The 24,914-nt window shown below is 64.9% G+C and carries 30 protein-coding genes; 10 read left to right on the forward strand and 20 right to left on the reverse strand.

Annotated features, from left to right (window positions below):
* The first annotated feature begins 45 nt into the window (after positions 1–45).
* A complete protein-coding gene (locus tag ACIQTT_RS10415; RefSeq protein ID WP_402789254.1) occupies positions 46–1,173 on the forward strand; it encodes a DUF5979 domain-containing protein in 1,128 nt (375 codons plus the stop codon).
* Positions 1,174–1,286: 113 nt separating this feature from the next.
* Here the strand turns inward: ACIQTT_RS10415 and ACIQTT_RS10420 are convergent, their stop codons facing one another.
* From ACIQTT_RS10420 to ACIQTT_RS10445, 6 genes are all read right to left on the reverse strand, one after another.
* Positions 1,287–3,047: an ATP-binding protein gene (locus ACIQTT_RS10420; protein ID WP_402789257.1), complete on the reverse strand. Its 1,761-nt coding sequence runs from the start codon at positions 3,045–3,047 to the stop codon at positions 1,287–1,289.
* A complete protein-coding gene (locus tag ACIQTT_RS10425) occupies positions 3,040–3,462 on the reverse strand; it encodes a hypothetical protein (RefSeq protein ID WP_402789260.1) in 423 nt (140 codons plus the stop codon). Before ACIQTT_RS10425 ends, ACIQTT_RS10420 begins: the two co-directional genes overlap by 8 nt.
* Positions 3,459–3,902, reverse strand: a complete 444-nt coding sequence (locus tag ACIQTT_RS10430) for a hypothetical protein (RefSeq protein ID WP_402789263.1) — start codon at positions 3,900–3,902, stop codon at positions 3,459–3,461. The genes ACIQTT_RS10425 and ACIQTT_RS10430 overlap by 4 nt, the downstream gene beginning before the upstream one ends.
* Before the next feature lie 235 nt (positions 3,903–4,137).
* A complete protein-coding gene (locus ACIQTT_RS10435; RefSeq protein ID WP_402789266.1) occupies positions 4,138–4,527 on the reverse strand; it encodes an HIT family protein in 390 nt (129 codons plus the stop codon).
* The gene (locus tag ACIQTT_RS10440; RefSeq protein WP_402789269.1) at positions 4,524–5,165 is read right to left on the reverse strand and encodes a hypothetical protein; all 642 of its coding nucleotides are present in this window, start codon (positions 5,163–5,165) and stop codon (positions 4,524–4,526) included. Before ACIQTT_RS10440 ends, ACIQTT_RS10435 begins: the two co-directional genes overlap by 4 nt.
* Before the next feature lie 21 nt (positions 5,166–5,186).
* Positions 5,187–6,659: a DNA phosphorothioation-associated putative methyltransferase gene (locus ACIQTT_RS10445; protein ID WP_402789272.1), complete on the reverse strand. Its 1,473-nt coding sequence runs from the start codon at positions 6,657–6,659 to the stop codon at positions 5,187–5,189.
* A 142-nt stretch (positions 6,660–6,801) separates the two neighbouring features.
* Here ACIQTT_RS10445 and ACIQTT_RS10450 point away from each other — a divergent pair, with 142 nt between their 5' ends.
* A complete protein-coding gene (locus tag ACIQTT_RS10450; protein WP_402789275.1) occupies positions 6,802–7,083 on the forward strand; it encodes a hypothetical protein in 282 nt (93 codons plus the stop codon).
* Positions 7,084–7,196: 113 nt separating this feature from the next.
* Here the strand turns inward: ACIQTT_RS10450 and dndE are convergent, their stop codons facing one another.
* The 4 genes from dndE to dndB are packed head-to-tail and all read right to left on the reverse strand — an operon-like array spanning position 7,197 to position 12,200.
* On the reverse strand, positions 7,197–7,586 hold the full coding sequence (gene dndE / locus ACIQTT_RS10455) for a DNA sulfur modification protein DndE (protein ID WP_402789277.1): 390 nt from the start codon (positions 7,584–7,586) through the stop codon (positions 7,197–7,199).
* The gene (gene dndD / locus ACIQTT_RS10460) at positions 7,583–9,562 is read right to left on the reverse strand and encodes a DNA sulfur modification protein DndD (RefSeq protein ID WP_402789279.1); all 1,980 of its coding nucleotides are present in this window, start codon (positions 9,560–9,562) and stop codon (positions 7,583–7,585) included. Before dndD ends, dndE begins: the two co-directional genes overlap by 4 nt.
* Positions 9,559–11,088 (reverse strand): DNA phosphorothioation system sulfurtransferase DndC, encoded by a 1,530-nt coding sequence (dndC, locus tag ACIQTT_RS10465; protein WP_402789281.1) that lies wholly within the window; start codon positions 11,086–11,088, stop codon positions 9,559–9,561. Before dndC ends, dndD begins: the two co-directional genes overlap by 4 nt.
* Entirely contained in the window at positions 11,085–12,200 is a 1,116-nt protein-coding gene (gene dndB, locus ACIQTT_RS10470; RefSeq protein ID WP_402789283.1) for a DNA sulfur modification protein DndB, read from the reverse strand. Before dndB ends, dndC begins: the two co-directional genes overlap by 4 nt.
* A gap of 127 nt (positions 12,201–12,327) precedes the next feature.
* On the opposite strand from dndB, the gene ACIQTT_RS10475 reads away from it, so the two are divergent.
* Positions 12,328–13,458: an aminotransferase class V-fold PLP-dependent enzyme gene (locus tag ACIQTT_RS10475; protein WP_402789285.1), complete on the forward strand. Its 1,131-nt coding sequence runs from the start codon at positions 12,328–12,330 to the stop codon at positions 13,456–13,458.
* A 3-nt stretch (positions 13,459–13,461) separates the two neighbouring features.
* Here ACIQTT_RS10475 and ACIQTT_RS10480 read toward each other — a convergent pair whose 3' ends face one another.
* The 3 genes from ACIQTT_RS10480 to ACIQTT_RS10490 are packed head-to-tail and all read right to left on the reverse strand — an operon-like array spanning position 13,462 to position 16,161.
* On the reverse strand, positions 13,462–15,333 hold the full coding sequence (locus tag ACIQTT_RS10480; RefSeq protein ID WP_402789288.1) for a DUF262 domain-containing protein: 1,872 nt from the start codon (positions 15,331–15,333) through the stop codon (positions 13,462–13,464).
* Positions 15,296–15,580, reverse strand: a complete 285-nt coding sequence (locus tag ACIQTT_RS10485; RefSeq protein ID WP_402789291.1) for a hypothetical protein — start codon at positions 15,578–15,580, stop codon at positions 15,296–15,298. Before ACIQTT_RS10485 ends, ACIQTT_RS10480 begins: the two co-directional genes overlap by 38 nt.
* Entirely contained in the window at positions 15,580–16,161 is a 582-nt protein-coding gene (locus ACIQTT_RS10490; RefSeq protein WP_402789294.1) for an HIT family protein, read from the reverse strand. The genes ACIQTT_RS10485 and ACIQTT_RS10490 overlap by 1 nt, the downstream gene beginning before the upstream one ends.
* A gap of 9 nt (positions 16,162–16,170) precedes the next feature.
* On the opposite strand from ACIQTT_RS10490, the gene ACIQTT_RS10495 reads away from it, so the two are divergent.
* A complete protein-coding gene (locus ACIQTT_RS10495; RefSeq protein ID WP_402789297.1) occupies positions 16,171–16,467 on the forward strand; it encodes a histone-like nucleoid-structuring protein Lsr2 in 297 nt (98 codons plus the stop codon).
* Between the two features lie 48 nt (positions 16,468–16,515).
* Here ACIQTT_RS10495 and ACIQTT_RS10500 read toward each other — a convergent pair whose 3' ends face one another.
* The 4 genes from ACIQTT_RS10500 to ACIQTT_RS10515 all read right to left on the reverse strand — a co-directional run bounded on the left by ACIQTT_RS10500 (position 16,516) and on the right by ACIQTT_RS10515 (position 18,266).
* Entirely contained in the window at positions 16,516–16,833 is a 318-nt protein-coding gene (locus ACIQTT_RS10500; RefSeq protein ID WP_402789300.1) for a hypothetical protein, read from the reverse strand.
* 65 nt (positions 16,834–16,898) lie between these two features.
* Positions 16,899–17,315, reverse strand: a complete 417-nt coding sequence (locus ACIQTT_RS10505) for a hypothetical protein (RefSeq protein WP_402789302.1) — start codon at positions 17,313–17,315, stop codon at positions 16,899–16,901.
* A complete protein-coding gene (locus ACIQTT_RS10510; RefSeq protein WP_402789305.1) occupies positions 17,312–17,512 on the reverse strand; it encodes an antitoxin VbhA family protein in 201 nt (66 codons plus the stop codon). The genes ACIQTT_RS10505 and ACIQTT_RS10510 overlap by 4 nt, the downstream gene beginning before the upstream one ends.
* Positions 17,505–18,266 (reverse strand): metallophosphoesterase, encoded by a 762-nt coding sequence (locus tag ACIQTT_RS10515; RefSeq protein ID WP_402789307.1) that lies wholly within the window; start codon positions 18,264–18,266, stop codon positions 17,505–17,507. Before ACIQTT_RS10515 ends, ACIQTT_RS10510 begins: the two co-directional genes overlap by 8 nt.
* 86 nt (positions 18,267–18,352) lie before the next feature.
* On the opposite strand from ACIQTT_RS10515, the gene ACIQTT_RS10520 reads away from it, so the two are divergent.
* The gene (locus ACIQTT_RS10520; RefSeq protein WP_402789310.1) at positions 18,353–18,952 is read left to right on the forward strand and encodes a hypothetical protein; all 600 of its coding nucleotides are present in this window, start codon (positions 18,353–18,355) and stop codon (positions 18,950–18,952) included.
* Here ACIQTT_RS10520 and ACIQTT_RS10525 read toward each other — a convergent pair.
* The 3 genes from ACIQTT_RS10525 to ACIQTT_RS10535 form a co-directional block, all read right to left on the reverse strand.
* Positions 18,921–19,781 (reverse strand): hypothetical protein, encoded by an 861-nt coding sequence (locus ACIQTT_RS10525; RefSeq protein ID WP_402789313.1) that lies wholly within the window; start codon positions 19,779–19,781, stop codon positions 18,921–18,923. The genes ACIQTT_RS10520 and ACIQTT_RS10525 overlap by 32 nt on opposite strands.
* Before the next feature lie 33 nt (positions 19,782–19,814).
* A complete protein-coding gene (locus tag ACIQTT_RS10530; RefSeq protein ID WP_402789316.1) occupies positions 19,815–20,399 on the reverse strand; it encodes a hypothetical protein in 585 nt (194 codons plus the stop codon).
* A gap of 133 nt (positions 20,400–20,532) precedes the next feature.
* The gene (locus ACIQTT_RS10535) at positions 20,533–20,802 is read right to left on the reverse strand and encodes a hypothetical protein (protein ID WP_402789319.1); all 270 of its coding nucleotides are present in this window, start codon (positions 20,800–20,802) and stop codon (positions 20,533–20,535) included.
* A 12-nt stretch (positions 20,803–20,814) separates the two neighbouring features.
* Here ACIQTT_RS10535 and ACIQTT_RS10540 point away from each other — a divergent pair, with 12 nt between their 5' ends.
* Genes ACIQTT_RS10540 through ACIQTT_RS10560 form a run of 5 tightly spaced genes read left to right on the forward strand, consistent with a single transcriptional unit; the run spans position 20,815 to position 24,588 of the window.
* Positions 20,815–21,234 (forward strand): hypothetical protein, encoded by a 420-nt coding sequence (locus ACIQTT_RS10540; protein ID WP_402789322.1) that lies wholly within the window; start codon positions 20,815–20,817, stop codon positions 21,232–21,234.
* Between the two features lie 36 nt (positions 21,235–21,270).
* A complete protein-coding gene (locus ACIQTT_RS10545) occupies positions 21,271–21,729 on the forward strand; it encodes a hypothetical protein (RefSeq protein ID WP_402789325.1) in 459 nt (152 codons plus the stop codon).
* On the forward strand, positions 21,726–23,525 hold the full coding sequence (locus tag ACIQTT_RS10550; RefSeq protein ID WP_402789328.1) for a hypothetical protein: 1,800 nt from the start codon (positions 21,726–21,728) through the stop codon (positions 23,523–23,525). Before ACIQTT_RS10545 ends, ACIQTT_RS10550 begins: the two co-directional genes overlap by 4 nt.
* 23 nt (positions 23,526–23,548) lie before the next feature.
* Positions 23,549–24,229 (forward strand): recombinase family protein, encoded by a 681-nt coding sequence (locus tag ACIQTT_RS10555; RefSeq protein WP_402789330.1) that lies wholly within the window; start codon positions 23,549–23,551, stop codon positions 24,227–24,229.
* Positions 24,229–24,588, forward strand: coding sequence for a hypothetical protein (locus ACIQTT_RS10560; RefSeq protein ID WP_402789332.1), 360 nt, complete (start codon positions 24,229–24,231; stop codon positions 24,586–24,588). Before ACIQTT_RS10555 ends, ACIQTT_RS10560 begins: the two co-directional genes overlap by 1 nt.
* Positions 24,589–24,914 lie beyond the last annotated feature (326 nt).

The following is a 24,914-nucleotide window of genomic DNA, read 5'->3' on the forward strand; positions in this document are numbered from 1 at the left end:
GAGTCCGAGGAGCACACCTTCGACTCCGGCGGCTTCAGCCAGACCGTGGTCGTCGATCCGAACCGGGCGTGGTGCACCGACAACTGCGCGTTCACCGGTGAGAGCCTCGCGAAGTGGGGCAGCTACGACAACGCCACCGACACCATCATCTGGACCGTCCGCGTTCCGGCCGGCGAGCAGGGCATCGAAGCCGGAAAGCTGATCACCGTCACCGACGTTCTCGACACCATCCAGTTCGAGGTCGTCAACGGAAACGGGTTCCCTAAGGTTCTCGAAGGCGGATCGCTCAGCTACAACGAGTGGGACCGTGAGGTCGTCAACTACAACACCAAGCCCGCCGACGAGGTGACGTGGAGTGCGGACTCTCTGACCGCCACGTTCACGTCCGTCGCGGGGGCTGGGCAGGACGCTGAGCTCGGTGAAGGGTCACGCGGAACGGACGGCTCGTTCTACCTGGTGCAGTGGCGTGTGAACGTCCTCGACCAGGGCAAGGCGCGCACCTACACGAACTCCGCAAACTACACCATCGACGGTGAAGAGTCGGGGTCCACCAACGGCTCCGCAACCCGCTACTCAGGAGGTGCGAACGTCGTGGGCCAGAACTTCGGACGTTTCCAGGTCACGAAGGACCTTCAGGGCAACACCGTCCTGAACCCGACCTTCACCATCAACTACCAGGCCTACGACGGTGACACGCTCATCGACGAAGGCACCTTCGACATCCGTAGCGGCCAGTCGTACACGAGCAACGAGTACTTCAGGGGCACCCGCATCGTCCTGTCGGAGATTCAGTCGACCGGGCCGGACAACGTCGCGTGGTCGGAGCCGGTCTTCCTCGACGCCGACGGTAACCCTGTCTCCGAGCTGACCTTCTCCGCAGAGAACGGCAACCTCGGACATATCGCACAGATCCAGCTCGTCAACCGCGCTGACCTGCGCACCGGGCAGATCGTGGCTTCGAAGGTCGTCGACAACCCCGACGGAGTCCCGCTCGACATCAAGTCGTACCGCATCAACTTTGAAGGATCCCGACCCGGCAACAGGCGGCGACGGAACCCTCCCGAGCACGGCTCTCGGGCCCTGGGTGTTCGTTCTGGCACCGCTGGGAGCTGCGCTCGTGGCCCTCGGTGTGGTCTTCACGCTGCGTCGCCGTCGGCTAAGCTGACGCGCTGACTGAGCAACACGAGGCGGCCCCGTCGAGATTCAGTTCTCGACGGGGCCGCCCCGTTGTAGTCAGCCCCTGACACCGTCGCGGGTTCTGTTCGCCCGCCATCTCTCGCGCGGGTTTAGATGTCTTCGATCCGCATGAGGCCCTTGATGTACGCGTGTGCGTGCTGGCCCCAGTACGTGCGGAGGTCGTCGAACTGCTCAGGGTCGCGCTGCATATTCTCGGCCTTCGCGTAGGCGAAGAACAGCACGTCGAGGCCATCCACCGCACGCCGGAGCAGGCTGTGCAGTTCGGACGCGTCGAGCTCGTCTGCGGGCTTGGCGACTGCGTCGCGAAGCGGGCCGTAGATGTGGGCGAAGAACGGGTGCCGCTGGTTCATGCGGAGCACGACCTTACCGTTCAGGTGGTCGAGCTCGATGAGTTCCTTGCCCGGCCAGTTCCCGTCGAGCAGCGTGATGGCCTGAGACGCGATCTGGGTGCGGACGCGCTCCTTCACCTCTGCGCCATCTGCGTCAGCGTCGGCGATGTCGAGGTCCTCGATGATCTTCTCAACGACCTCCGACTCCTGAGCGGGCGTCAGGTTCAGCCCAGCCTGACCCCGCGGTGACGTCTGCTCCGCCTGATCCACAGCCTGCTGAACAGCGGCGGAGCGACGGCTGAGCTCCACGGCATGCTCGGCAACTTCCACGTCCGACCAGTGCTTGCGGATCTCCTTCCGAGCCGCCCGGATCGGCCGCTGCAGCCAGGTGCGCAGGGCGTTGCGGAGCTTGTCCACGGGCTCGGTGCCGCGCTTCACATGACGCACCTGGAAGTACTCATCAAGTTCCGCCGGGAACGACACCTCGACACCGATGTAGCGGTCTCCCCGGCTGACACCTGCCGGCAGCATCCGCGGAACGATGTCGTAGTAGATCTCCCGGCCGTTGCGGAGGATGCTGATGCGACCCTCGTTGTCCTGATTGATCTGGAACTCACGGATGTCGCGGTTGTCGAGGTCCGTGTCACCACCGGTACCGGAGCGGTGACGGAAGATCTCGGGGACCACGGTGACCACGACGTGGACATCGTGACCGTCGATCTTGAGATCGGTCTCTTCGATGACCACGCCACGCGTCTGGTCGGCGGAGATGTCCTCACGCTTCGCGTACTGCTTGATGATGCGCGGGTCGTCGAGGAGGAAGGTCGGGTCGTGGAGCGTGACGGGCTTCCCGAGAAGGTAGACCTGGAGGCCCTGGTCGATGAACCGACGGTAGGCACGGGAGATGAACTTCCGCAGGTCCGCCAGCTTCTTGTCCAGGGACTCGCCGTAGGTACCGCCGCTGCTGAGGCGGTCGATCTTCCGCCACAGGACGAGCGTGCCGCTCTCGAAAGGTTCACCGTTCGCGTTCTGCATGAGGTCGGCGTACTCGGACGGCCAGGCGTCGACCTCTTCCGACTCGATCTGCGTCTGTTCCCCGGTCCCGATGTCGTCCAGGTCCATGTACGCGTGGAAGTACTTCTCCTGCCCGACCGGCTTCGTGTACACCTCGATGCGACGTCCGACGCTGAGGGCGGCGAGCTTCAGACCGACACCGAATCGTCCGAGTCCGGCGCGCTGACCATACCGAGTGGAGTAGCCCATCTTCAGCACACGAGCGAGACCGTCCCCTTCGATGCCGCGGCCGTTGTCCGCGAACGCGAGGTCCGTGATGTGCGACTTGTTCGCGGAGTACCGCGGTTCGATGCGCACGATGGTGGCGTGTGCCTCAATCGAGTTGTCGACGGGCTCACCGACGGCTGCGGTGAGGTCGAACCCGGAGTCACGCATGCTTTCGAGGGCCTTGTCGACTTCGATGAAGTCGGAGGTGAACGGGGCATCGGCGATCTGGAGGTCAGTCATGGCTGTGTCCTTCTGAGCTGGTGGTCGAGAGAGTCTGGATAGGTGTCTTGGTGGGTGCCATCTGCAGCCGGTTGCCGCGGGTGGCGTGGAAGGAGCTCGCGCAGAACGGGCAAGGCGGGTCTCCCAGCCGTGGCCGCGGCGGGTGGTCGATGTTCGTGGTCGTGTCGCCGAGCGCATGAAAGAGGCTGCACTCCATCGTGAACGCGTCATGGACGGAGTGGGAGACATCGAACGTGAAGTAGATGCCAACGGGCCACTTGGCGGCGTGCTCGAGGAGACGGCGGCGCAGGCACGTGTCGCTACGTCCGATGTAGACGGGTCCGGCGCTGTCCCAGAGGGTGTACGTGCCGACGGTCCCGTCGGGAATGCAAGCGCGGATGAGCCAGGGGGTGAGGAGCATGCGGCGGGGATTCATGCGAACCGCACCTCCGCATCGTACGCAAGACGAGCAACGCGGCGGGCACGTGAGATCTGCTCTCTCATCCGTGCGACGGGGATTCCGGCGCGAGCCGCCAGAGACTCCGCATCTTCACCGTCTGCGAGAAGGAAGATGATGGAGCGCTGGTCGTCCGTCAGCGCGGTGGTCGTGGCCATCCACCAGTGGATGTTGAACGTCTCGGTTTCGGAGCCGACGTCAGTGTGGCGCCGCGCCGCGTACTCCACGGATGCTCGGTCCGCGACGTGCAGATTGTCATCGTCGAGAGCGTAGACGGTGTACGTCTGACGCTTCTTGAGCACCTTCGCCGCGTTCGCACGGGCGTCGCGCACCTGAAAGGCGGCGGGAGCGTCATTGGCGGGATGAGCCAGGATCTGGTCGAGAGCTCGGTCGATACGGTCGAGGTCGAAGACATCCACGCCGGTGGGTCTAAAGGTGAGCTGCTGAAGATATGCGACAGCAGCCCCTGCCTGGGGGCTAATCATTTTCGTGTCCCTACTGGTCTGACTGTGGTCGCCTACGGCGTTCACGGTCGGTAGTTCCGTTGATGGTCTGTTCAGTTGTGCTGTCCAGCATACTGCTGGGTTCAGGAGAAGCGCGAGGCCTCCTGAATGTATAGGGGGTGCGAGGACGGCGATCCTTGCACAGGTCTTGTCACCCGGCGTTCGCCAAGTAGTTCCGGCGAGAGGGAACGACCCCGCGGATGCCGCCCACTGGATCGGCAACGTCCCCCGCCTGGCGGGGGATCAGGTGACAGTGTGCGTGACCGACGGTCTGCCCGGCCGCAGCGCCCGCGTTCCACCCGACGTTGAACGCCTCCCACCCGTCGAGGACAAGCTCTTCGCGCAGGGTGTTCAGCGCGGTGCGGGTGTCCAGCATCTCCTGCTCGGTCAAGTCGAAGACTTCGCGGCAGTGGCGGAACGGGATGATGAGGTGGTGCCCTGGCGAGACGGGGTATCCATCGAGCACCGCGTAGACGGTCCCGAAGTCACGCACGGTCTCCGTTTTCTGCATGTCGCAGAACCGGCAGGATGTTGTCGTCATTTCTTCTTCTCCTCGGGGCGCAGCTGCGCGGTGAGCTTCTGCCGTCCGGTGCGGAGCTGTGCCTCGAACTCTTTCGGGAAGTAGCTGAGCTTCGCGTCGGCGACATACTCCGGATCTCCGAAAGCACCCTCGAGCATGGTCTGGTGCACTCGCCACCGACCGGACTCCGTGACATCGTCCAGTGCCAGACCGGACTTCTCGTCCAAGATCTTCCGGATACGGCGATTGGTCTTCACAATCGAGTCGAACAGTGACCACGATCCCGGGTTCTGGCGAATGTCCTCAACGTTGTCAAGGAGGTGCCAGTCCTCTCCCCCGTTCATTCGGGATTTCAACGCATCCCGGAGAATCCGAACCTCATCGAGCATCTCGCAGATGGGTGAGTAGAACTCGTTCAATGCCCGGGTCTGGAACTCTCTACCGGCCGCGGCAACGGTCTCCTTCCTACGGAGGCCACTGGCCGGCCACAAGCTGACAAGCCCAATGATGGCGGCAGTCACCGCCGGGCCCACGAGCAGGCCCAGCCAGGTGAAGGCGTCCAGCGACACGGAGAGCTTCACCTCGTCCACGGGCGTCGGTGTGGGCGTGGGGCTCGCTGCCCAGACGAACTCCGCCACTCCCGCGATGATCTGCTGCATACAGGCAGGCTACCTCTCGGGTCAGACATCACCCCGAACCCGGCGAAGACGATGACCCGCGACCATCAGCCCCCGCTCCCTCAGCGTCTTCGCCCAACCCGCTTCTGTGCGGATCCGGTCCGGCTCGTCGTATAGTCCCGCTCGTTGCTCCGCTCGTGACAATGCTGCGTACAGCTCGCGACGTGAGTGCTCAGGGCTGACGAACTGTTCCTTCTGATGAAGGACCGGCCGCTCCCCCACCGCCTCCGGCGCTATCCAGCGCACATCGAGCTTCCCGATCCGAACTCGTGCGGAGAAGCTCAGTGGCGGGTGCGCTGTCTCCTCGAATCGCTCGTATGCCCGGTACTCGACCTCATCGGCGACGTAGGACAGCCGGATGATGTTCACTCCGATGCTCGCACCGGAGAGAAGCCTGGCGCACACCTCGAACACCTGAAGAATCGGTGGAAGTTCGGCGAGAGCTGGGGCGTGGACATACAGCGAGGTGGGACTGATCCTGCCGACCTTAGATGCCAGCGCGTTCACCTGTCGAAGCGCCGGGTCGCTGCACGCCAGAAGCAATCGGTCAGCATCTCTGCGCGCGCCGTCTGCCGACGGAAACAGGGCCCTCACATCGGTGCGCGTGGTCGCATCGCGCAACAGATCCTCCTGCCTGAACCGGCCCAGGGCCAGCATGACCAGCAGTTCGTTCCGCCGCTGTGTGGAGACGTCTTCCCAATAGGCCGCGGAGGTCACCGAACGGATGATTCGAGTGCCACGAGCCAGGCTGCCCACGGCGTCCGTGACCCCTGCCGTGTCCGCATCCGGGAGTTCATGAGCACGAGGTGCTCTGGCGTGCACGGTCATGAACGTGAAGAGCGGCTCGAGGGCGTCGCGGTGCGTCTCATACAGGGCCAGGGTGTCGATCTGTCGACGGGGACGGTAGATCGCGACCCGCGAGCGCACGTACGCCTGCGCATCGTCCAGGTCTCGGAAAAGGTAGAAAACGCCAGGTGCCGCCGCATACGCCCGCTCACCGGTGACCTGTTCTACCCACTCCCCGAGCTCGGTGTGCGTGTAGAGCTTTTGGAACGTGCGGCGCCCGGTCAGCAGTCCATCCCCGTGGCTCACGCCTGCCGGAGCACGGTCCTCGCCGAACGTGCGTCCGGAAACGATGAGCACACGCGTCGCCAGCGCCCAGGCCGCGAGTAGCGCCGCCCGGCGCTCGTCGATGTCCTCGATGACGTTCACGACGTACCCGAGGTTCACGACATCAGCCGGCCGTCTCACCGCGTTCGGCCGGAACGCGGGATCCCACCCGTCAGCATCCACGCCCAATGCACGGAGCCGGACGACGTCGTCACCGCGTCCGCACCCGTAGTCGAAGACGGTAGACCCCTCCGGTATGAGTTGGTCAGCGAGAGCACCGGCCACGGGCCGGGACAGCGCAGTACGAGCTAACGCCGTCCGAGACCTCTGGATCTGGATGTCAGTCGTCGGCGTGCCCTTTCGCAATCGCTTCCTGTACGGCAGCTATCGCGGCATCGGCGACGTAGACCTGCAGAGTCGGTCTCAACGGCTGGCCACGTCCTGGACTGTGGACGTCATGTGCATATGTCTCAATGGCGAACCGAGTTGTCAGCCAGTAACCAGAGCGATGAAGCCCCCGTTCTTGATCCCCGGGCACACCGAGGAGGGTACTAACGAGGTCACCGAGACTGTCGAACGCGTCGAGGAGGCGGACGGCATCGGGATAGGTCACGAACCAGCTGAAACCGGCGACTCGGTCCTCATGAGTGGCGAAAGTCGCTGGGGTGATGTCACCCCCTTCTGGATCATCCGTGAAGCGCCCGACGGGTGCCGCACGAAGCCAAGCCGCAACCTCGCCGACATCGTCAGGCCACGGAGAGCGAATCAGGAACTCTACTCGGCTCTCTGACAGATCCGTCGCCAGCGAATACACCGCATCCCCTTCCGCTTGCACGAAGACCCTACAACTGGCCTCGGGCAATGGACAGAAGCTTGAGGCCCTGAACAGGCTGCCGCCGCCGCTTACGCCAACTGTCCGCTGTCACCCATTCGAGCCAGCGCCGTCAGGTCCTTCAACGAGGCGTCCCCGACGAGGTACCCGATCCCACGGTGCAGGTGCAGACGGAATTGCTGTGCGAGGGTCTCCTCGTCCAGCTCCAGGCCGTCTCGGTGAGCGCGCATCCGCAGCAGACCCCAGTAGATCTCACCCTGGTCGCCGGCGAACGTCCTCCAGGTCATTTCGACGTTGCTATCGAAGACCAGTTTCACGTTCGGAGGTGTCGCGGGCTCTGCCAGGGAACGGCAGAGCGCCCATCGACACAGTACGTTCCACTGACCGATGCCGGTACGCCGCTTCAACGTGATGAGCTGGTCGCGCGCCTGCTGAGTGACGCGGATGTTGTCGATAGTCATCGTTCCTCCCAGAAGTAGCCGGAGGCAACCGATGTCGAACTGGTGGCCGCATCGAACTCGAGGCGATACTCCCGTCCGATGAATGGTGAGAGTTGCTCGTGCGAGCGTTCGTTGATCTCCGTGTCCGTGGACAACAGAATCACCTGGTGGCTGGCATTCGGGAAGTAGCGCTCAAGGAGGCGGCCGCGGTGTGAGCGATCCAGTCGACCCAGCGGGGTGTCAATGACGACGGGCAGCGGCTGTCCGGCGGCTCGTGCGAGGCCCCACAGCAGCGAGACGGCAAGCAGCTGTCGCTCGCCAGCGGAAAGGTCGCTCGAAGGCAACGGGGAGCCGTCCGACCCGAGGAGCTGTACAGAGGTCGTCTCCGCGTCGATGGACACCTCGGTGATGAGTTTGTCCTTGCGCAGGAGAACCTGCAGCGCCTCGTGGATGAGGCTGGAGATACGGTTTAGCTGTCGTCGGGTCGCCGCGACTCGGACACGGTCGAGAGTTTCCTGCGCACGCGTCACATGGTCAACGATGCGGCGCCCGTCATCGGCCGCGAGGTCCGCACTCGACATCTGCTCTATGGCCTTCAGGTGCGACGCTGTTGCTCGTTCACGGTCGAGAGCCGCGCGCTGTGCAGCATCCTCCGCCACCGACAACGCGCTGTCCGCGCGACCCAAGGCAGCAGACGCCTCCTCTCTGGCGGTGACGACCGGCGCAATCGCATCCGGGTGCGGGATGGAAACCAAGCGTGCTTCAGCCTCATCGACGGCGGTGACCGCCGTCTGATGGGTCTCGAGCAACTCGTGGATTCGAGCCTGCGCCGTCGGGAGGCTGTGCGTGACGAGAGCGGTGAGGCCGTCAGTGTCGCGAACGCCGGTGAAAGACTCGGTCGTCGTTCTACGCACACGTCCCGCGCGGTCGGAGTCCAGCCGCCCGCGAAGCTCAGCGACGACGTCACCGTGTGCACCGATCTCACCCAACCAGGAGAGAACCGTCGCATCACGCTCGTCCAAAGCGCTCAGCAACAGCTCGTCCTGCGTGGCCTGCGACTCAGTGAGCGCTTGTTCTCGCAGGTCGCGAAGCGCGTCCCACACGAGCAGGAGCGGTGCCTCACCGCTGAGCGTGGCGCGTAGCTCCCCTTCGACGAACGTCCGATGAGCGATGCTCTGCTCGGCTGCCAGCTCGGCATCCGCGCGCTTCTCAGCGAGCTGGCCGCCGGCGGCGCGATACGCCTCGTCGGCGCGCTGGTAGGACGTTCGAGCCCGTTCTGCATCGTTGCGCAGCCGGGCGACAGCCTGCGTGGCGGCGTCCTCCGCCTTCCGGGCGTCGGTGACCGCCGCTTCCAGTTCGGTGACTGCAGTGGTCGCTTCCGGCGACAGCTGCTCGGTCTGCTGCCGACGACGGAGAACACCGAGGTCGGTACTGAGGCGGGTGACCAGGTCCAAGCCCAGGAGCGCGTCCAGGGCCGAGCGCAGGACCTCACGGGATCGTTCACCGCTGGCCAGCGCCTCGATCTGCTCGCCGTCGAAGAAGAACAGTCCTGCGATTCCTCGGGGCAGAAACGTCTCCACATACTCCTGCCATGTCTCCGTCAGGACGCGGTCATGCCGGCCGTTGACGGAAACGAGGAGGATGGTGCGCAAGGACGCACCCGCGGGCTTCCAGCTGCGGCGGATCCAGTACCGGCGCTCTTCCCCCTGCTGGTAGGCCGTGAACTCCAGCTCGACGGCAGCGCCCTCCTCGACGTCGGGGCCTCGGTGAATGAGTCCGCGCAGGTAGTTGTCGTAGCTACCTTTCCCGCGCGCGGTCGTCTGCATCAGCGGCCCGTACAGGGCAAGCTGGATGGCTTCGAGCACGGTGGTCTTGCCGGCGCCGTTCAGGCCACCGACGAGGACGATGGGGTGCTCACGGTCCGGAGGCGTGAGGTCGAGTGTCTGCGTACCTGCGAACGTGCCGAAGTTGGTCAGGGTGAGGGTGTTGAGGATCACGCGGGTGCGTCCACCGTCACCTTGCGGACGTAGCCGTCTGCAAGGTCCACGGGGTCCGGGCCCGCGGGAGCGTCATCGCCTGCTGCCGGTGCCTTGCGCTGGCGGGCACGGTCGACGGCGTCCTCTTCGTTGTCGAAGAAGCCACGACGGATGGCCTTATCCAGGGAGTCGAACAGCCCGGCACGGCGCACCTGGGCGCGGTGACGCTGTTCGATGTCGAGAAGCTCGCGCACCATCTCGAAGTGGATGCGGTCCTCACCTGCGACCTCTTCGAGAGCCGCAATCATGTCCTCGCCAAGGGGGAGGTGCTCGTCGAGTGGACGCCCGGGGTAGGGCTCTCCGACGGTCGCCTGGTAGATGCGAGGCACGCGGTCTTCGAACTCGTGCTTCTCAACGACCCAGAGGCGGCGGATCTCTTCCAGCTCTGCGAGCGTGACCAGCTCCAGGTCTCGGACGTAGTCCGGGCCGTTCTCGCGAATCCAGGTCTGCGCGTCCAGGAGACGAGTCAGCCAGTCCTCACGGGCGTTCTGCGTGTACGGCCCGGGGATCGGACGGTCGTGGAACAGCTGCACGGAACCGTTCATCCGGCGGAAATCGCGCAGGTCCCGGTCATCGGCGACGTCGAGGGCGTTGCGGAGTTCGAGGAGCGGGAGCATCCACTCCTTCTCCTCGTCGTTCTGGATCATCGCAGACATCGACTTGTCCTTCTCGACCAGCGTGCACGTCCAGCAGCCGAACCGGCTGTCACCGCAGCTGGGTGTGCTCGAGTCGACGACCAGCGGGCACTCGCCGTCCTGGGAGGCGCCCTGGTACATCGTCAGCAGCTCCTTGTTGGAGTACCCCCACGGGTTTCCGGCCTGCATGAGGAACGTCCACACGTCATCGTTCGACCAGTTCTCCACGGGGGAGTACACCAGGCAGTTCGGCAGGGACGCGTTCGGGCTCAGCAGGTCGCGTACGCGCTGCGACTCGAGAGCCTTCATCCGTGCCGCACGTCCCGAACTCTCTGCCTTCCTCGTTCCGAGGACAAGGATTGCTTCACCGTGGGACTTCACCATCTCGCGGATGAAGGTGTTCGACGGCTTGATCTTCAACCGCTCCGTGCACCAGCGGAACTTCGGTCGAGGCGCCGGGTAGCCGCGGCCGATGAGGTTCACCCAGAAGGTGTCGGTGACGGCCGGGGTAAGCCGGTGCGGTGTGATGGGCAGGCCCTGAGAGCGTGCCTGCTCCGCCATCTGGTCAAGAGAGTGGGTGACCCACGCGGCCACGACCGGGTTCTCGACGAGGGTGTCCGTGCTGATGACGTGGACGGGCTTGATGCGCTGCTCTTCGGGCAGCGACTTCAACGCCAGCCACACCAGCTGCAGCACGGCGGTGGAGTCTTTCCCACCGGAGTAGCCGACAACCCACGGGACCGCGTCAGCGAGGTACAGTTCCCGGGTTTGCGCGACGAGCGAGTCAACAGTGCCGGCGAAACCGAGGTCGTCGAATGCGGACTTTGGTCGGATGGGGAGCTGGATGGTCATGCGCTATCTCCGTCGTTCTTTTCTTCCAGGCCGAGAACCTGGGCGATGTACTCACTGGTGAGCTGCACGTTCGCGCGGCTTTTCGTGACTCGTCCGCCAGTCGTTGCGCGGCCTTCCCACGGATCTTCGGCGCTACGGTGCCAGTCCAATCCTTGAAGTCCAGCGAGGAGCTCCGCCCAGTCCTCGTCGCGGTGCTCGATGAGGAGGGTGTTCCCGACGATGCCGAGTGCGTGGAGGACGACACTGTGCGTGTGGATGAAGTCTTTTCGGACCTCGCCGGCAGTCACGTCACCGCGCAGCACCTGTTTCCACAGCGGGAATTGGTCGGCAACAGCCTTCCAGAAGCGGACCGCCAGATCCACCCGCTCGGTGAGCGTCTCCGCCTCCACTCCTTCAAGGAGCGCACCCGTCGCCGTGTGCAGCGCGGAGAGTGTGAACAGCTTCCGGGAACGAGGGGAGAGGTTGTTCGACTCTGTCTCCGTCAGATCCTTGAACAGCGGGATCTGGTCGATGACGAGGCGGGTGACCGCGGCCATCGGGTCTCGGTGGTCATAGAGAACGCCGATAGATTTCGATGGCCGGATGGCGTACCGGTTCAGGTCCGCGAACATCTGCTGGCAGCGTTCCAACCCGACGTCCATGAACATCACAATCGCGATGGTCTCGTCACCGAGCGCGGAGTTCTCCGACAGGGCCTGCTGGATGGCGGCGCGGCGGTGCTGTCCGTCGTTGATGACAAACTTGGCTTCCATTGGAATGGAGAGGGTTCCCACTCGCTCTGCCGGCCCCGACTGCTCCGGCATCAGTGAGCGGAACGTGACGTCTGCGTCCACGGACGCGGTGAGGGCAGAGAAGATGTAGTTGTCGGGATTCTCAGTGATGTACCGGGCCATCTCGGGGACGCGCGAGCGGTTGAGGGTGCGCTGTGCTCTCATCTCCGCGGGAAGCTCGTCTTCGTCGAAGAGGAACAGCCGCGGGATCAGGCGCAGCGGGCACATCGTGATGTAGTACTCGCGTCCGGCTTGGACGCCGCGGATGGCCGGGAAGTTGTACTCGAACTCACCCGCTCGCGCGGTCGTCGAAGGCGCTTCAGGGAGCTCGATGGTGGCCATACCCTCATTCAAGCATGTACGGAGGACACTCTCCAAACATGTATCGGGAACAGTCCATACTCACTTCCGTACAACCTAGAATCAGTCTATGCCAGAGCACTCCTCCGACGGGGCTGACGGTCGCCGCGTGACCTACCTCGACTACAACGCAACGTCGCCCGTGGACCCTCGCGTCGCTGAGGAAGTCATGCGGTTCATGGTGTTGGAGTTCGGCAACTCCGGTAGTCGCACCCATGTCTTCGGTCAGTCCGCGAAAGAACGGGTCCAGCTGGCACGCACCGAGGTCGCCGCCGTCCTCGCCGCCGACCCGAGCGAGGTCATCTTCACCAGCGGAGCGACCGAGAGCAACAACCTCGCCATCCTCGGTCTTGCGGAGCACGGTGTGAAGGTCGGCAAGATACACATCATCTCAACGCAGATCGAGCACAAGGCGGTCCTGGAGCCTCTGGAAGTGCTCGCGGCCCGCGGTTTCGAGGTTGAACTCATCGCGCCCACCGCGGGAGGGTGGGTAGACCCGGACAGCATCCGCGGGGCGCTGCGTCCCGACACGCTCCTCGTGTCGACGATGGCCGTGAACAACGAGACCGGCGTCATTCAGCCTCTCGACGAGATCGCCGAAGTTCTGGGTGACCACGACGCCCTGTTCCATGTGGACGCTGCCCAGTCGTTCGGGAAGGTCATCGAACCTTTGCGCAACCGCCGCATCGACCTCATCGCTCTCTCTGGTCACAAGATCGGCGCGCCGAAAGGCGTAGGCGCATTGTTGACCCGGCGCCGGGGCTACAAGCGTCCGCCCCTCAAGCCTCTGATGTTCGGTGGCGGCCAGGAGCGTGGCCTGCGCCCCGGGACACTACCGGTGGCCCTCATCGCTGGGCTCGGACTTGCCTCCACGCTCGCATTGAAAGAGTCAGACGAGCGCCACGCCCGTGCGCTCGTGGTGCGCGAGATCATCATGGGTGCGCTTGCTCCGCTGAACCCGCAGTACAACGGCGACCTCGAGCGAACCGTCGACACCACCCTCAACTTCTCGGTGCCTGGCATCGACTCCGAAGCGGCCATCGTCGCCTTGAAGGATGTCGCGGCGATCTCGAACGGCTCTGCATGCACCTCCCAGAGCTACGAGCCCAGCCATGTGTTGACGGCCGGCGGCTTCGACGACGCGCGGGTCGCCGGCGCCCTGCGCCTGTCCTGGGGGTACGAGCAGGCGGATATTCCCATCGACGCAGTCGTCAGCCGACTTCGGGACCTCGTCCGTTGACCCTCAGAAAGTGAACACCCTGCAGGCCATCGCGATGAGGGCAGACTGCCTCTCGTCGACCGCAGCACGGTCCCAGACGAGTGTGTCGGCGAGTTCTCTCGTCATCGTGACGTCGCTCGCGGCGTAGTGCACCTTGGTCTTCACCGCGTGCGAGGCGCTACCCGCGTCGTTGTTATGTTGCCTACTCATCAATGCGAGGTTCCCGAGGTGATGCTTCACCTCCTCCAACTCCGGCACCTGTTTGGCCGGTGGCGTGTTGTGAAGGTAGATGTGGTCGAGAGAGATCTCAGATGAGACCACGGCTTTCACCCCCACGCCGGGCTTCGGGTTGGAGTTCGGGTTCTTCTGGCCGGTTCGCTTCCACCACGGGTGCAGATCCTCGAGAACCGTGAGGAGCTCGGACAACGCGGCCCTATCCGTCGGCTTGTCGTACGTGAGCCGAGCAAGACCGGCGCCGAAGCGGTCGTCGTCTGCCTTCTCGGCGATGAGCTCCCTCAGGCTGTTGCGGAGACCGGTCATCTTGTACTTCGTAGAGGTCGCGGCCGCCTCCCGCATCAACTGGGCTTCGCGAACGTAGACCCCGCCGGGAGGGCCTGCGTGGCCTCCGCTGATGATCTTGTAGCGGAACGCGAACACCTCAATCATGTAGACGACCTCACCGAAGTCGACTTCGTCGAGGGTGCGCGCCGCCGCGAGAAGGACGGGGAGGGCGAGCTTGTGCTTGACCGGGCCCATCACTCGAGCAAGGCGTCCCCGGTACCAGTCGGAGACAGGCTTGTTGGGGCGCTTGGAGATACCCGCCGGCCACTCGCCCCTCGCCAGCTGGTCATATGTCGTCAGCTCGGAGCTGAGCGTCTTGACCGTCTTCACCACCTGCTTGGCTGCGGCGGCCGTCGTCGCGGGGTCATTGAGGTCCAGATTCGACGTCAGCTCATCCAGCAGATGCTGCTTCTGTGGGCGGTACCCGAACCTCGAGGCGAAGTATGCCTTCAAGAACTCCCCGACCCGCTTGCTGGGGTGTGCGAACATCCCATCCCAGATTTTCGCGAGCTCCTCATGTTGCTCTTCGTGATCGACGACGAGCTCCATGGTCTGGCTACGCAGCAGATCCGCGATGGACAGCACCTTGCCCCGGTTGTTGAGGACAGAGAACAGTCGGTACGCCTGCGTGCGCTGATGCGCGATGATCCGGATGAGGTGTGAGCGGCGAACGAGCGCGTGCTTGTAGCTGTCCAGTCGGGCGAGGCGCTCTTCGAGGTCGTCGCCCTCTCCGACGAAGAGATTGATGGCTGCGCGCAGTCGCGAACGTGAATTCAGCAGGAAGGCGTGGCTCTCACGCGGGAGGTCTTCGGGTAGCTCGGTGCGCATGATGATGGCCTCGAACAGCTCTTCGTCGGCTTCAGAGAGGGTGAGCCGTGGGCGAAGGATGGTTCGTCCGAGTACGTCTTCGTCGGTCCAGCAGAGCGTCTCCTCCTGGGTGACCCGGCGGAACTCCTCGACCTTCGTCTCAAGGTCGGCGTTGCCGTCACAGTCGTCGAGCAACAGCTCTGCCGCGTCGACGACGCAGGACAGCGCCAGCATCAGAGTCGCCAGGCGCTGCTGACCGTCGATGACCTCGTATCGAACTCTCTGCGCCTGCGACTCGTCCGTCGTCTGCATGTACACGGCGCTGCCAAAGAAGTGACTCGCGTTCGGGTCGGTGCTGTCGAGCATGACCTGGATGTCGTCGATGAACGCGTCCACAGCCTTGTCTTCCCAGGCGTACCCACGCTGATACCGCGGGACGCTCAACGGCGCGTGCCGATTCAGCACCTGTTCCAGCGTCACGTTGAGCGCGTCAACGGACGCCGTCCCGACCTTCCCCACCGTATTCATCTGCATCCTCCTGCGTCTGGGTACAGGGTAGAGGAGCCGAGAGAGCCAGCAGTGCCATCGCATGCAGGATGGCGCGTTCTCGGTACTCGGCCTGCATGCTGTTGCGCGGGTGCGCGTCGTCATAGTCGCGGCCGTAGAAGATGTTCTCCGGGTCAGTGTTGAACACGTGGCGGGCCAGCTTGTCGACGTCCGCAGGCAGGTTCCACTGATCTGGCTCCACGACGCCGAGGCGGTCTGAGTGCAGCATCAGCGTTCCTTCCTGACGTACGTGCGCTTCTCCGGGATGACTCCACGGACACCACCGGTCGGGTCCTCGACGTCACCGGGCCGACGGGGGATGAGGTGGCAGTGAGCGTGGGCCACGGTCTGACCTGCAGCGATGCCTGCATTCCACCCGACGTTGAAGTCGGTGACACCCTCGTGCCCGAACTCGTCATGAAGCGTCGCCAGCGCGAGGTGGGTGTCACGGAGCTCCCGAGCGGTGAGGTCGAAGTACGTGCGGCGATGGGCGATGGGGATGATGAGCGTGTGGCCGGGCGTCACCGGATAGCCGTCCTCGAACACGGCGACGGATCCGATCCGGCGAACGTCCTCTTGCGCGGCGAGGTGGCAGAAGCGGCAGGCATGTGCTTCGCCCCAATGGTCGAGGAGGTCGGTGGCGGCGCGGTCGAATCCTGAGGTGATATCGCTCTCCCAGGGGCAGGCGACGCACGACGTGAACCACTGGCGAGTGAAGCCGCGCTTCTCCTCGAAGTAGGTGCCAATGGTGTCGCCGCCGTCGTTGCGTATCGTTCGTTCGCCGTCGCGGCTCAGGGTGTAGCGGGTCATGCGGTGTCTATGCGCGGTGCTCGCGCGGTTGATGCGACACGACACCCCTGGACGGGTCTCAGCCTCGTGTTGTTCTCGCTCGCCCGACATGGTCGATGGTCAGTGCGCCCAGCATGTGCGTCGAGTGCACGCCTGGCGTCCCCTGTCAGTCGCCGAGTTCGACAGACACGGTCGTCATCACGCTCCAGTGGCCGCTCGACCGAGGACCTCAACGCGATTCGTCAATGGGCCCGCGACAACGGTTACACCGTCAGCGACCGCGGACGCATCGCCGCGAACGTCGTCGCCGCTTACAGGGAGGCATGACAAGACCTAGGCCGCGTCCCGGGAGACGGCCGCGCCATCTGAGACTCCTCAGCTGTTCCAGGCCCAAGCGTCGTGCCGTGCATCGCGGATCGCCTCCTCCAGCCGACCGGCTCTGAGGTAGTCGATATTGCGGCGCGGGTTCGCATCAGGAACTTCCGTGTTCAGCCACTGAGCCCAGGTCCATCGGCCTTTCGTTCCCGTCTCGAGGATGCGGAGGACCTCCGTCAGCCCGTCAACGACGTGCCCGTCCTGCAGCTGGAAGGCTGGGAGGAGTACGACGTCGTCACTAGTGCGGAGCATCAGTAGGCGGAGAACGTCGCCGGCTTCAACGACCTCTGCCTCCGTCCAGCCGAGCGTGCGCGCCATGCTCGCCACCGTGTAGCAGGGACCGAGGATCTCCGCCCAGGGGTTCGTGTTCTCACTTTCGGTCATCAACCGTCCCTGTCTTCGGCCCCTGCGGTCTCCGCTTCCGTGATCCACCACCAGTTGTGAGGCATCCCGTGGAACGCGACCTCGGTGCTCACGTCACGGATCCGTTCGATCTCCTCGGGCGAGCGCTCTCCGGGTAACGCGGGGGTCAGCCAGAACGCCCACATCCAGCGGTCGTCGGTCATGGTCTGGAAGATGATGAGTATCTCGTCCAAGCGGTCCCAGAACTTCCCGTCCCTGAACTGGAGCACTGGGAACAGGTAGACGTCCTCGTCGTCGGTGGGGAGCATGAGGAGGGTGAGATCGTTACCGCCCTCCCGCACATCGGTCTCCGTCCACCCCAGTCTCCGGGCCATACCCGCCGCCGTGTAGCACGGGCCGAGGTGCTCGGCCCACGCGGTCGGCTCCTCCTCGGTCACGGCTGCTCCTGGTCGGTGTCGCGGGTATGGCGGCGGACGACGTCGTCGATGATCTCGTCGAGGGTGCGGCGGCCTTCGATGTAGTCCCAGCCATCGCGGATCGCCGCACGCGACGGCTTCAGGGCGTCGAGGCGGCACGAGTGGAACGCCTCGAGGACACCCGCGAGACGCTCCTCCCGCGACCTGCTCTCACTCATCGGGGTACGCCGCCGCTCGAATCTGGCGGACACTCGGTGTCTCCATCCGGAGGGTTCGCAGGTCCAGAAACCCGAGATTGCCCTCGCGTACGTCACGCCCGAGGCTAGCTACACGTCGCCCGTCATCGGTCACGCCACCGCCGACGACGTGCATGTGGCCGTGCATCAGCAGATCCGGGCGCACCGCGTCCCACACCTGAGCGACGCGGGCACGAGACGCCTTCGACTCCGCAAGCGTCTCGTCCGGGAACCCCATCGGGTTCGTGCGGAGCACTTCCCGCACAGCTCGGACGGGCGTCCGCGCGGGTGACTCATGCGTCAGCATCAGGTCAGCGGGTCCGCCCGCGATGGCCGCATCCACGTGAGCATCCGTGATCCGTTCATCCGCCCACCATCCCGCGCCCTCGATCCGCCACAGCCGGTCCACGGAGGCCGCCCCGCCGAGGGAGAGGACGGTACGCCCGCCGATGGACAGGCGTGCCGGACGGGGCAGCAGCCAGGTGACCTCCGAGACACGCACCGCGGCACCGGGATGTGCGTTCTGGATCGGTGTGACCATGTCCCACGGCTCATGGTTGCCGAGTGTGACATAGACCCGCGTGATGCTGGTGTCGGCGAAGACATCATCGACAGCGACGTGGTCCATCCACCAGTCGCCGAGCTGCAGGATGGTCGTGATGTCCGGGGCGAGGGCGCGTAGGGACAAGGCGATCGTCCGCAACCATCCGACGTTGCCGTGCACGTCGCCGAGCACGGCGACCCTGGTGTCTGGGAGCGTGATGGTGGTGGCGTGTTCCAGCGCCTTCATGGTTCTCCTCGTGTGCCGCGTACATGATTGCCATGACCGGTTTCGATCCGACCCAGCACCCCCGAGCCGACGACGGGCAGTTCGCCTCGCGTTTCCATACGCCCCCGGAGGTACCGCTGCCGCAGCGTGCGGAACTGCCGTTGGGCGCGGACTTCACGTTCCTCACGGAACACGAGATCCGGGATGCTCTGCCGTCGCTGACCGCGGCTCACGGGTTCCCGGAGGCGACAGCCCTGGGAACGGAGACGATGTTCCGCACCGACCACGTCGAACAATGGCTGGAGGGGCACCCCGACCTCGACGCGGAGTTCGAGGTACCTGAGGTCACCGTCACCGAGTACAAGGTCGCGGACGCCGAAGGTGTCACGCACACGTTCCCTCTGACGACGTCGCAGATCTCGGCCATCGTGGGCGCGGCCCAGGACCTGAGGACCCGGCCCGGGGATATCCTCGCCCGACTCGCGCACAACATGGGCATCACGGGCCCGTCGGCTTTCACGGACGGCTCCCTCACCTCTGACGACCCTCATCACTACCCCTACGTCAGCCCGCACAAGGCCGCTCTCGACCCGGAGTACATGACTCTCAGGCTCGAAGACTTCATGGACGCGAACTACCGCGGAGGCTGGTGACGGCGACATCTCGCTCAGGCTCCTGAACGAAACTGAGATACCGCGTGAATGCTTCCAGCGAGTCCACGCCCGCAGCCCTCAGGAGAACGACCACGTTCACTCCCCTACTCAGATGCCCCACGATCCACGTCGCACGCAGTCGTTGGGGCTGCGGGCGCACCTCGTGAGGGACACCGTTGACGAAGTTGGAGACGACGTTGCGCCAGTTGGTCGCGCGGTCCGGGCGGAACACGAACTGGTCAGGATCGGCACCAGGGTGCAGTATCAGCGAGTCCGCCCACCTCTGCACTAGGACCACGTCGCGCTCACGCTGCCCGGGCACATGAAGCCAGGTCGCGCCGTCAACCACCGAGACGTCGCCGTGACGGAGATTGCCGATCTCGTTGGTCGAGAGTCCTCCGCCTAGCCCGAGCGACAGAAGGTTGAGCGCGCTATCGCGCCGCTTCGCGGTCGCACGGGTGTTCGCCCACGACATCATCGTCGCCACCTCCTGTGGCGTGTATGGCTTCGCGGGATTCGCCGGCGGGAGGGCCACGACCGGTGGTCTGCGGTCGTGTGGGTCAGCGATTCGTTCCGCGATGCGGAACAGCCGTGAGCGGATGTTACCGAGACTGCCGGCGGCGTACGTCGTCTTGGCCTGCTGGATGAACATCTCGATGTTGCGGGTGGTGAACATCTCCTCCAGATCAGGATCCAGCGCTGCGGTCAGCAGGCTCCATCGGATGAACGGCTCGGTCGCGAAGCGGGTGTCACTCTCCTTGTAGGGCGTGGCGCGTCCGAGCTCGACGCACTGTTCGACGAGCGCGCTCACTATCTCCGCAGAAGACATGTAACGGTTATAGTCATAACCACCTGCATCTGTCTAGCGCTTACGGGCGAGCATCTGTAGATGCCATCGGATCGCCCCGAACACCTCCGGCAGTGTGACGGTGCCGCGGAGCATCTGGAGCCGGAGCCCTTCCACGAGGCCGTAGAGGCCGACTTGGTCGATGCGGTTGCCGAAGCCAGCAGGCTCACGGGCGACGATCTCAATCACCTGCTCGCAGGTCGCCTGCAGGAGCCGTGCCGATTCGATAGACGCCGCAGCGAACGCCCGTCGCGCAGGCTCACTCAAGGTTGCATCCGCAACATGGAGCCCCATTCTCACCTCCAGGCGTGCCTGCTGCCGCTCCTGCTCATCCTGCGGGAGGAGCATCACGACCCTGTCGAGGACGTTCTTCTCGCTCATCGCCCGTCGCTGGTGCTCTCGCGCCACGTCGATGACGTCTTCAGCGAGCGCCTCAAGCAGAGCGTCCTTCGACGGGTACACGTGGCGCACTGAACCGAGGGGAAGCTCGGCGGTCGCTGCAACCTCGCGAAGAGTGAGCGCCGGAATTCCCCCACCGCTCTCCACACGCTCACGAGTTGCCGCAAGGATGCGTGCGTACTGCCTGGACCGGGTCGACATGGGCTGATTCTAGTACAGCTGTGCTAAAGCTAGCACAGCTGTACTAGTGAAGATCCGCGGAATTCCGCGGGTGAACAGCCCGTGGTTCACGCATCCGGTCGGACCTTTTCAAGACAACTACATGTCAACCACATCACAGCTCGGGCCAGACCCGACGACCCAAGGCAAGTTCAGCGCCGGAGACGAGCTGAACACTCGGCCACGTCCGCCCTTCCAGTACGCCGAGAAGGGTGGAGTGGTTCACGCCGACGAGCTTCGCGAACCCTCGCAGACCATGCTCATCGACCCCTTCACGCAGGACCAGAACGATGCGCCGGGCGACCTCTCCGGCCCGGTCGTCGCTCTCGCCGTCGGGCCAAGCCGAGCTGAGCTCAGCGGGGCTCTTTCTGGTGACGCCGACCATGAATCCAATGCTATGTGCGACCCTAGTGGTTATCTTTTCAACCACCTGCTGCGGGACGAGCTCGAGCAGTACCGCCCGCGGTACCCCAAGTACTGGACGGAGATTCGGCCGTTGGTCCTCCACATCGTCGCCCTCACGCAGAAGCGTAGGCACACGCAGGTGCAGATGCACATCCGCTTCGCCCGCGACTTCATCCTCTGGGCGTGGAAGGAAGCCAGCTGCGAACTCACGCTGGAAGACATATTCACCGAGCCGAACGTGCGGGTGTACCTCACCCAGGCACCGTCCGCGGGTGCGCACAGCGCGGAGATGAGTCGCACCGCGTCGCTGTCGAAGATGGTGCTCGCCGTCACCGGGAAGCGGCCCACCCTGAGGCCCCGGGAACAGCTCGGCCCCTCCCCGTACAGCGCCAAGGAGCTGGCGGAGGTCTGATCCACGGTCACCTCTGGCAGTACGGCGTGGCGCCGCGTGAACGGACGCCGCATCTTCGCGCTGGCCGTCGGCGCGGGCCTCACCCCTCTAGAAATCCAGGAGGTCCGCTACCGGGACCTGCACGGCACTCACGTCACGGTGCAGGGCGAGCATGCGCGCGTCGCCCCCATCCTGCACGAGTGGCGGGAGGAGCTGGTGCTCGACGGCGACCCGGACTCGTACGTCGTGGTTCCTGACGCTCTGCGTGAAGGACCGCACGCGAAGGCCGTGGGCGAGTTCCTCGGCATGTTCCCGGCCCCGCGTCCTGTCCCCCGTCGGCTGCGCTCCACCTACCTCGTCACCATCCTCGCCGCTGGCATCAGCGCCCAGGACTTCGTCGCCGTCACCGGACGTGAGGCCGCTGGCGCCCTCAACCAGTACCGCGACTTCCTCCCCGACCGTTCCACCGACATCGTCACCACTTTCGACCAGCTCTTCAAGGAGAACAACGCATGACCGCCATCATCACCCCCATCAACGGCGACGCCTCCAAGTACGCCAGGTCCACCCGCACCAGCAAGTTCACCGCGGACGACGTCATCCGGGCCCAGCAGTCGCTGCGGCTGATGCCCATCCTCGACCGCCTCACCCAGTGGCAGGAGCAGGACAACGGCTCCGGCGGACGCAAGGCCGACCTGTCCTTCGAGGCGCTGCTCGTCGCGATGCTGCTGTTGCGGCCCGAGAACGCCCCCCAGCTGATGACCGAGGTCGCGAACATCTTCTACCAGCGCCTCACCCCCGAGGCTGCCCAGCTTCTCGGCATCGCACACATCCGCCCGGCCGACACCCACGTCCAGAACTGGCGGCGCTGGTACAACCGCACCACCCGCTGCATGCAGCGCTTCCTCGAACTCCTCGAGCCGTGGCCGGCCCGCAGGCAGGTCATGAACGCCGCCGAGCGTGCCTACGAGACGGCGAAGCAGGACGAGACGCTGTCGCTCATCAAGCGGGCACGCCTGGACTGGGTGTGCAACGCCCTGCTGGAGATGACGTTCCGTGAGCTCCCGGTCGAGGTCCAGGCGCAGTGGAAGGGCGACATCTCCGTAGACCAGACGAAGGTGCCCGCAGTCAGCAAGCGGGGCCGGGCAAAGCTCAACCGCAAGGCCGGCCAGCGCGAGGTGAAGAACGAGCCGGACTCCCTCGTCATGGAGATGGAAGCCGACTGGTACAACCACGCCCCCGAGTTCCGCGGACGTGACGATAAGAAGGCCCGCGCGTTCACCTGGGGCTACGCCGCCAACTTCGCCGTCATGATCCCGCCCGACCCCACCGGCATCCATGACGCCGCCCTGCCTCACCCGCTGCTCGCCATCGGGATGAAGCTCTCCACCCCCATCAAGGACCTCGTCGCCCACGACACCGTCCAAGTGCTGCAGTCGCTCCAGGAACGGGGCCACCCCGCCGGCCGCATCACCGGAGACAAGGAGTACTTCGCGCAGCAGCTGCCGGAGAACCTCCTGTTCCCCGCCCAGGCGCTCGGCTACTACCCGGTCACCGACTACCGCACCCCGCAGCTCGGGTTGAACGGGAACATCGGCGGTGCCATCCAGGTGGAAGGCCAGTGCTACTGCCCGATGATGAAGAAAGGCCTCATCAATGCATCCGTCGAACACAACGCCGGAGCCATCGACGACGAGACCTACGAAGCCCGTATCGAAAAGCAGCGGCCCCTCTACCAGGTGCACCGCAAGGGCCTCCCGAAGCCCGACGGCACCTACGCCATCCAGTGCCCGGCGCTGGGTCTGTCCCCCAGCGTCACCTGCAGCATCCGCGACCTGCACCCCGATGCTGCCAAGAAGTCCCGGCCGCACGTCACCGCACCGGCCGAACACCTGAGGGACCGCATCTGCACGCAGACGAGCGTGAAGGTCGTCCCCGACGACACCACCCGCTACCTCCAGCCGCTGCGGTACGGCAGCGCTGAGTGGAAGCGCGTGTACGGGTTCGACCGCGCGACCATCGAGCGGATGAACTCCATCGTCAAGGACCGCGGCAAGGAGAACCTCGAGAACACCGCCATCCGCCTCACCCGTGGCTTCGCGGCCGCCGCAGTGTTCACCGCTCTCACGCTCGTCTCCGCGAACCGGCGCCAGACCGCCGCCTGGGTCCGCAAGAACGCCGAACGCGAAGTGCTGGACCTCCGCCCCCGCAAGAAGTCGTTCACCCCCATCAGCCTCGACAACTACCGCCCACGCGGCCCGATGCTCAACCCCGACGGCACCATCACCCTCCCCGGCGACCTCGCCAGCTGACCCACCAGAGAAAGAACTCACACATGCACACCATCCACGGCTACATCCGCTTCGCTGAGCGCAACGACGACGCGCTCGACTACCGCATGGACGACCTCTACGACTACGGCGTCGACGCCGAGAACGTCGTGTTCGACATCGGCTCCGATAACCAGCTCCGCCGCCTCCTGAAGTCGGTGGAGCCCGGCGACGTACTCGCCATCGTCGACTTCACCCACTTCGCGCCGACCTCCGAGGAAGGGCGAGCGAACCTCGACGAGCTGCACAGGAGGGGTGCGACCCTCCACATCGGCGACTTCGCCATCGAGCCCGGCCAGCCCGTGTCGACGTTCATCACCGAAGCGCTGCTCACGGCCGTCGACGCCGGTGAGACGAGGTTGGGGCTCGAAGAGCGGGGACTCGCGAGCGGGATGAAGGTCACCGACAAGGCTGACGGCCAGCGGCGTGTGGGCTACACGCCCACGGCAGAGCACGGCGAGGTCGACGCTCTGCACCGCCTGGGCATCCTCGGACGCAACATCATCGTCGGGGACCGCGGCTGTGCCATCGACCACGTCGCCACGCGGGGATGCCTGGTCGTGCTGGACCTCGGCGACCTCTACACGGGCCCCGACGACCGCGCACGTATCCTGGCACAGCTCGCGAAGAAGTCGGTCCTGGTCGAAGTCGGCAGTGTCGGCCTGGAGTGGGTGGAGGCGGCCTGATGCTCACCGGCTACTACCGCACCAGCGACCTCGGAACCGTTCCCCGCCAGGCGTTGCACGCGCAGGGGGTCCCGGACGAGGCCATCTTTACCGACTTCCGCCGACACCACTCTGTCGAGCTGTACCGGGCCGTCGGCATCCTCGAGGCTGGAGACACGGTCGTGCTCCACTCCGTGTGGGACCTCGGCCCGCTCCCCGGCGACATCGAACGGTTCGTCGAGTGGGTCCGCCGCCGCCAGGTCAACGTCCGCATCGGCAACTACCTGTTCGACCTCGCAGACGACCTCGGAGTGCTGATGCTGCGGACCCTCGTGAGTGCCACACAGCTCCTCCACGCTACTCAGCGCAACGCCTCGTAGGGTTTCTGACAATGCCGCCGTGATGCCAGTCACGGCGGCATTGTCGCGGGGGATGAGGTGGCTCGACCGACGCGGGATCCTGGCGAGTGAAGAGCAGACCCCGAGCTGAACGCACGATGGATCGAGACGCTCATGCAGTCCGCGAGCTCGACCGGCGGCATCACGCTCGTCGACGAAGTGCTGGAGACGCCAGAGCCGACGGAGATCGCAGCGGCGTAGCCTCCGAGGAAGTCGACGTGCCCGTTCCAGTGCAACACGCGTGTGTCATCATCTGGACGAACTGGTGCCGTGATGATGACAGCTCGCGTGGCCAGCGTTAGATACGG

It is taken from the genome of Microbacterium sp. NPDC090225, from assembly GCF_044772365.1.
Classification (GTDB): Bacteria; Actinomycetota; Actinomycetes; order Actinomycetales; family Microbacteriaceae; genus Microbacterium.

Excerpts from the sequence above, each read along its gene's own strand:
- ACIQTT_RS10520 (WP_402789310.1), top strand. The coding sequence starts at position 18,353 with ATGACCGGTTTCGATCCGACCCAGCACCCCCGAGCCGACGACGGGCAG.
- dndB (WP_402789283.1), bottom strand. The coding sequence starts at position 12,200 with ATGGCCACCATCGAGCTCCCTGAAGCGCCTTCGACGACCGCGCGAGCG.
- ACIQTT_RS10495 (WP_402789297.1), top strand. The coding sequence starts at position 16,171 with ATGCGCGGTGCTCGCGCGGTTGATGCGACACGACACCCCTGGACGGGT.
- ACIQTT_RS10500 (WP_402789300.1), bottom strand. The coding sequence starts at position 16,833 with ATGGCGCGCACGCTCGGCTGGACGGAGGCAGAGGTCGTTGAAGCCGGC.
- dndE (WP_402789277.1), bottom strand. The coding sequence starts at position 7,586 with ATGACTATCGACAACATCCGCGTCACTCAGCAGGCGCGCGACCAGCTC.
- ACIQTT_RS10540 (WP_402789322.1), top strand. The coding sequence starts at position 20,815 with ATGTGCGACCCTAGTGGTTATCTTTTCAACCACCTGCTGCGGGACGAG.
- dndC (WP_402789281.1), bottom strand. The coding sequence starts at position 11,088 with ATGACCATCCAGCTCCCCATCCGACCAAAGTCCGCATTCGACGACCTC.
- ACIQTT_RS10550 (WP_402789328.1), top strand. The coding sequence starts at position 21,726 with ATGACCGCCATCATCACCCCCATCAACGGCGACGCCTCCAAGTACGCC.
- ACIQTT_RS10530 (WP_402789316.1), bottom strand. The coding sequence starts at position 20,399 with ATGTCGACCCGGTCCAGGCAGTACGCACGCATCCTTGCGGCAACTCGT.
- ACIQTT_RS10440 (WP_402789269.1), bottom strand. The coding sequence starts at position 5,165 with ATGCAGCAGATCATCGCGGGAGTGGCGGAGTTCGTCTGGGCAGCGAGC.
- ACIQTT_RS10420 (WP_402789257.1), bottom strand. The coding sequence starts at position 3,047 with ATGACTGACCTCCAGATCGCCGATGCCCCGTTCACCTCCGACTTCATC.
- ACIQTT_RS10485 (WP_402789291.1), bottom strand. The coding sequence starts at position 15,580 with ATGCTGCACTCAGACCGCCTCGGCGTCGTGGAGCCAGATCAGTGGAAC.
- ACIQTT_RS10555 (WP_402789330.1), top strand. The coding sequence starts at position 23,549 with ATGCACACCATCCACGGCTACATCCGCTTCGCTGAGCGCAACGACGAC.
- ACIQTT_RS10490 (WP_402789294.1), bottom strand. The coding sequence starts at position 16,161 with ATGACCCGCTACACCCTGAGCCGCGACGGCGAACGAACGATACGCAAC.
- ACIQTT_RS10525 (WP_402789313.1), bottom strand. The coding sequence starts at position 19,781 with ATGTCTTCTGCGGAGATAGTGAGCGCGCTCGTCGAACAGTGCGTCGAG.
- ACIQTT_RS10435 (WP_402789266.1), bottom strand. The coding sequence starts at position 4,527 with ATGACGACAACATCCTGCCGGTTCTGCGACATGCAGAAAACGGAGACC.
- ACIQTT_RS10425 (WP_402789260.1), bottom strand. The coding sequence starts at position 3,462 with ATGAATCCCCGCCGCATGCTCCTCACCCCCTGGCTCATCCGCGCTTGC.
- ACIQTT_RS10510 (WP_402789305.1), bottom strand. The coding sequence starts at position 17,512 with ATGAGTGAGAGCAGGTCGCGGGAGGAGCGTCTCGCGGGTGTCCTCGAG.
- ACIQTT_RS10450 (WP_402789275.1), top strand. The coding sequence starts at position 6,802 with ATGAAGCCCCCGTTCTTGATCCCCGGGCACACCGAGGAGGGTACTAAC.
- ACIQTT_RS10535 (WP_402789319.1), bottom strand. The coding sequence starts at position 20,802 with ATGGTCGGCGTCACCAGAAAGAGCCCCGCTGAGCTCAGCTCGGCTTGG.
- ACIQTT_RS10480 (WP_402789288.1), bottom strand. The coding sequence starts at position 15,333 with ATGAATACGGTGGGGAAGGTCGGGACGGCGTCCGTTGACGCGCTCAAC.
- ACIQTT_RS10560 (WP_402789332.1), top strand. The coding sequence starts at position 24,229 with ATGCTCACCGGCTACTACCGCACCAGCGACCTCGGAACCGTTCCCCGC.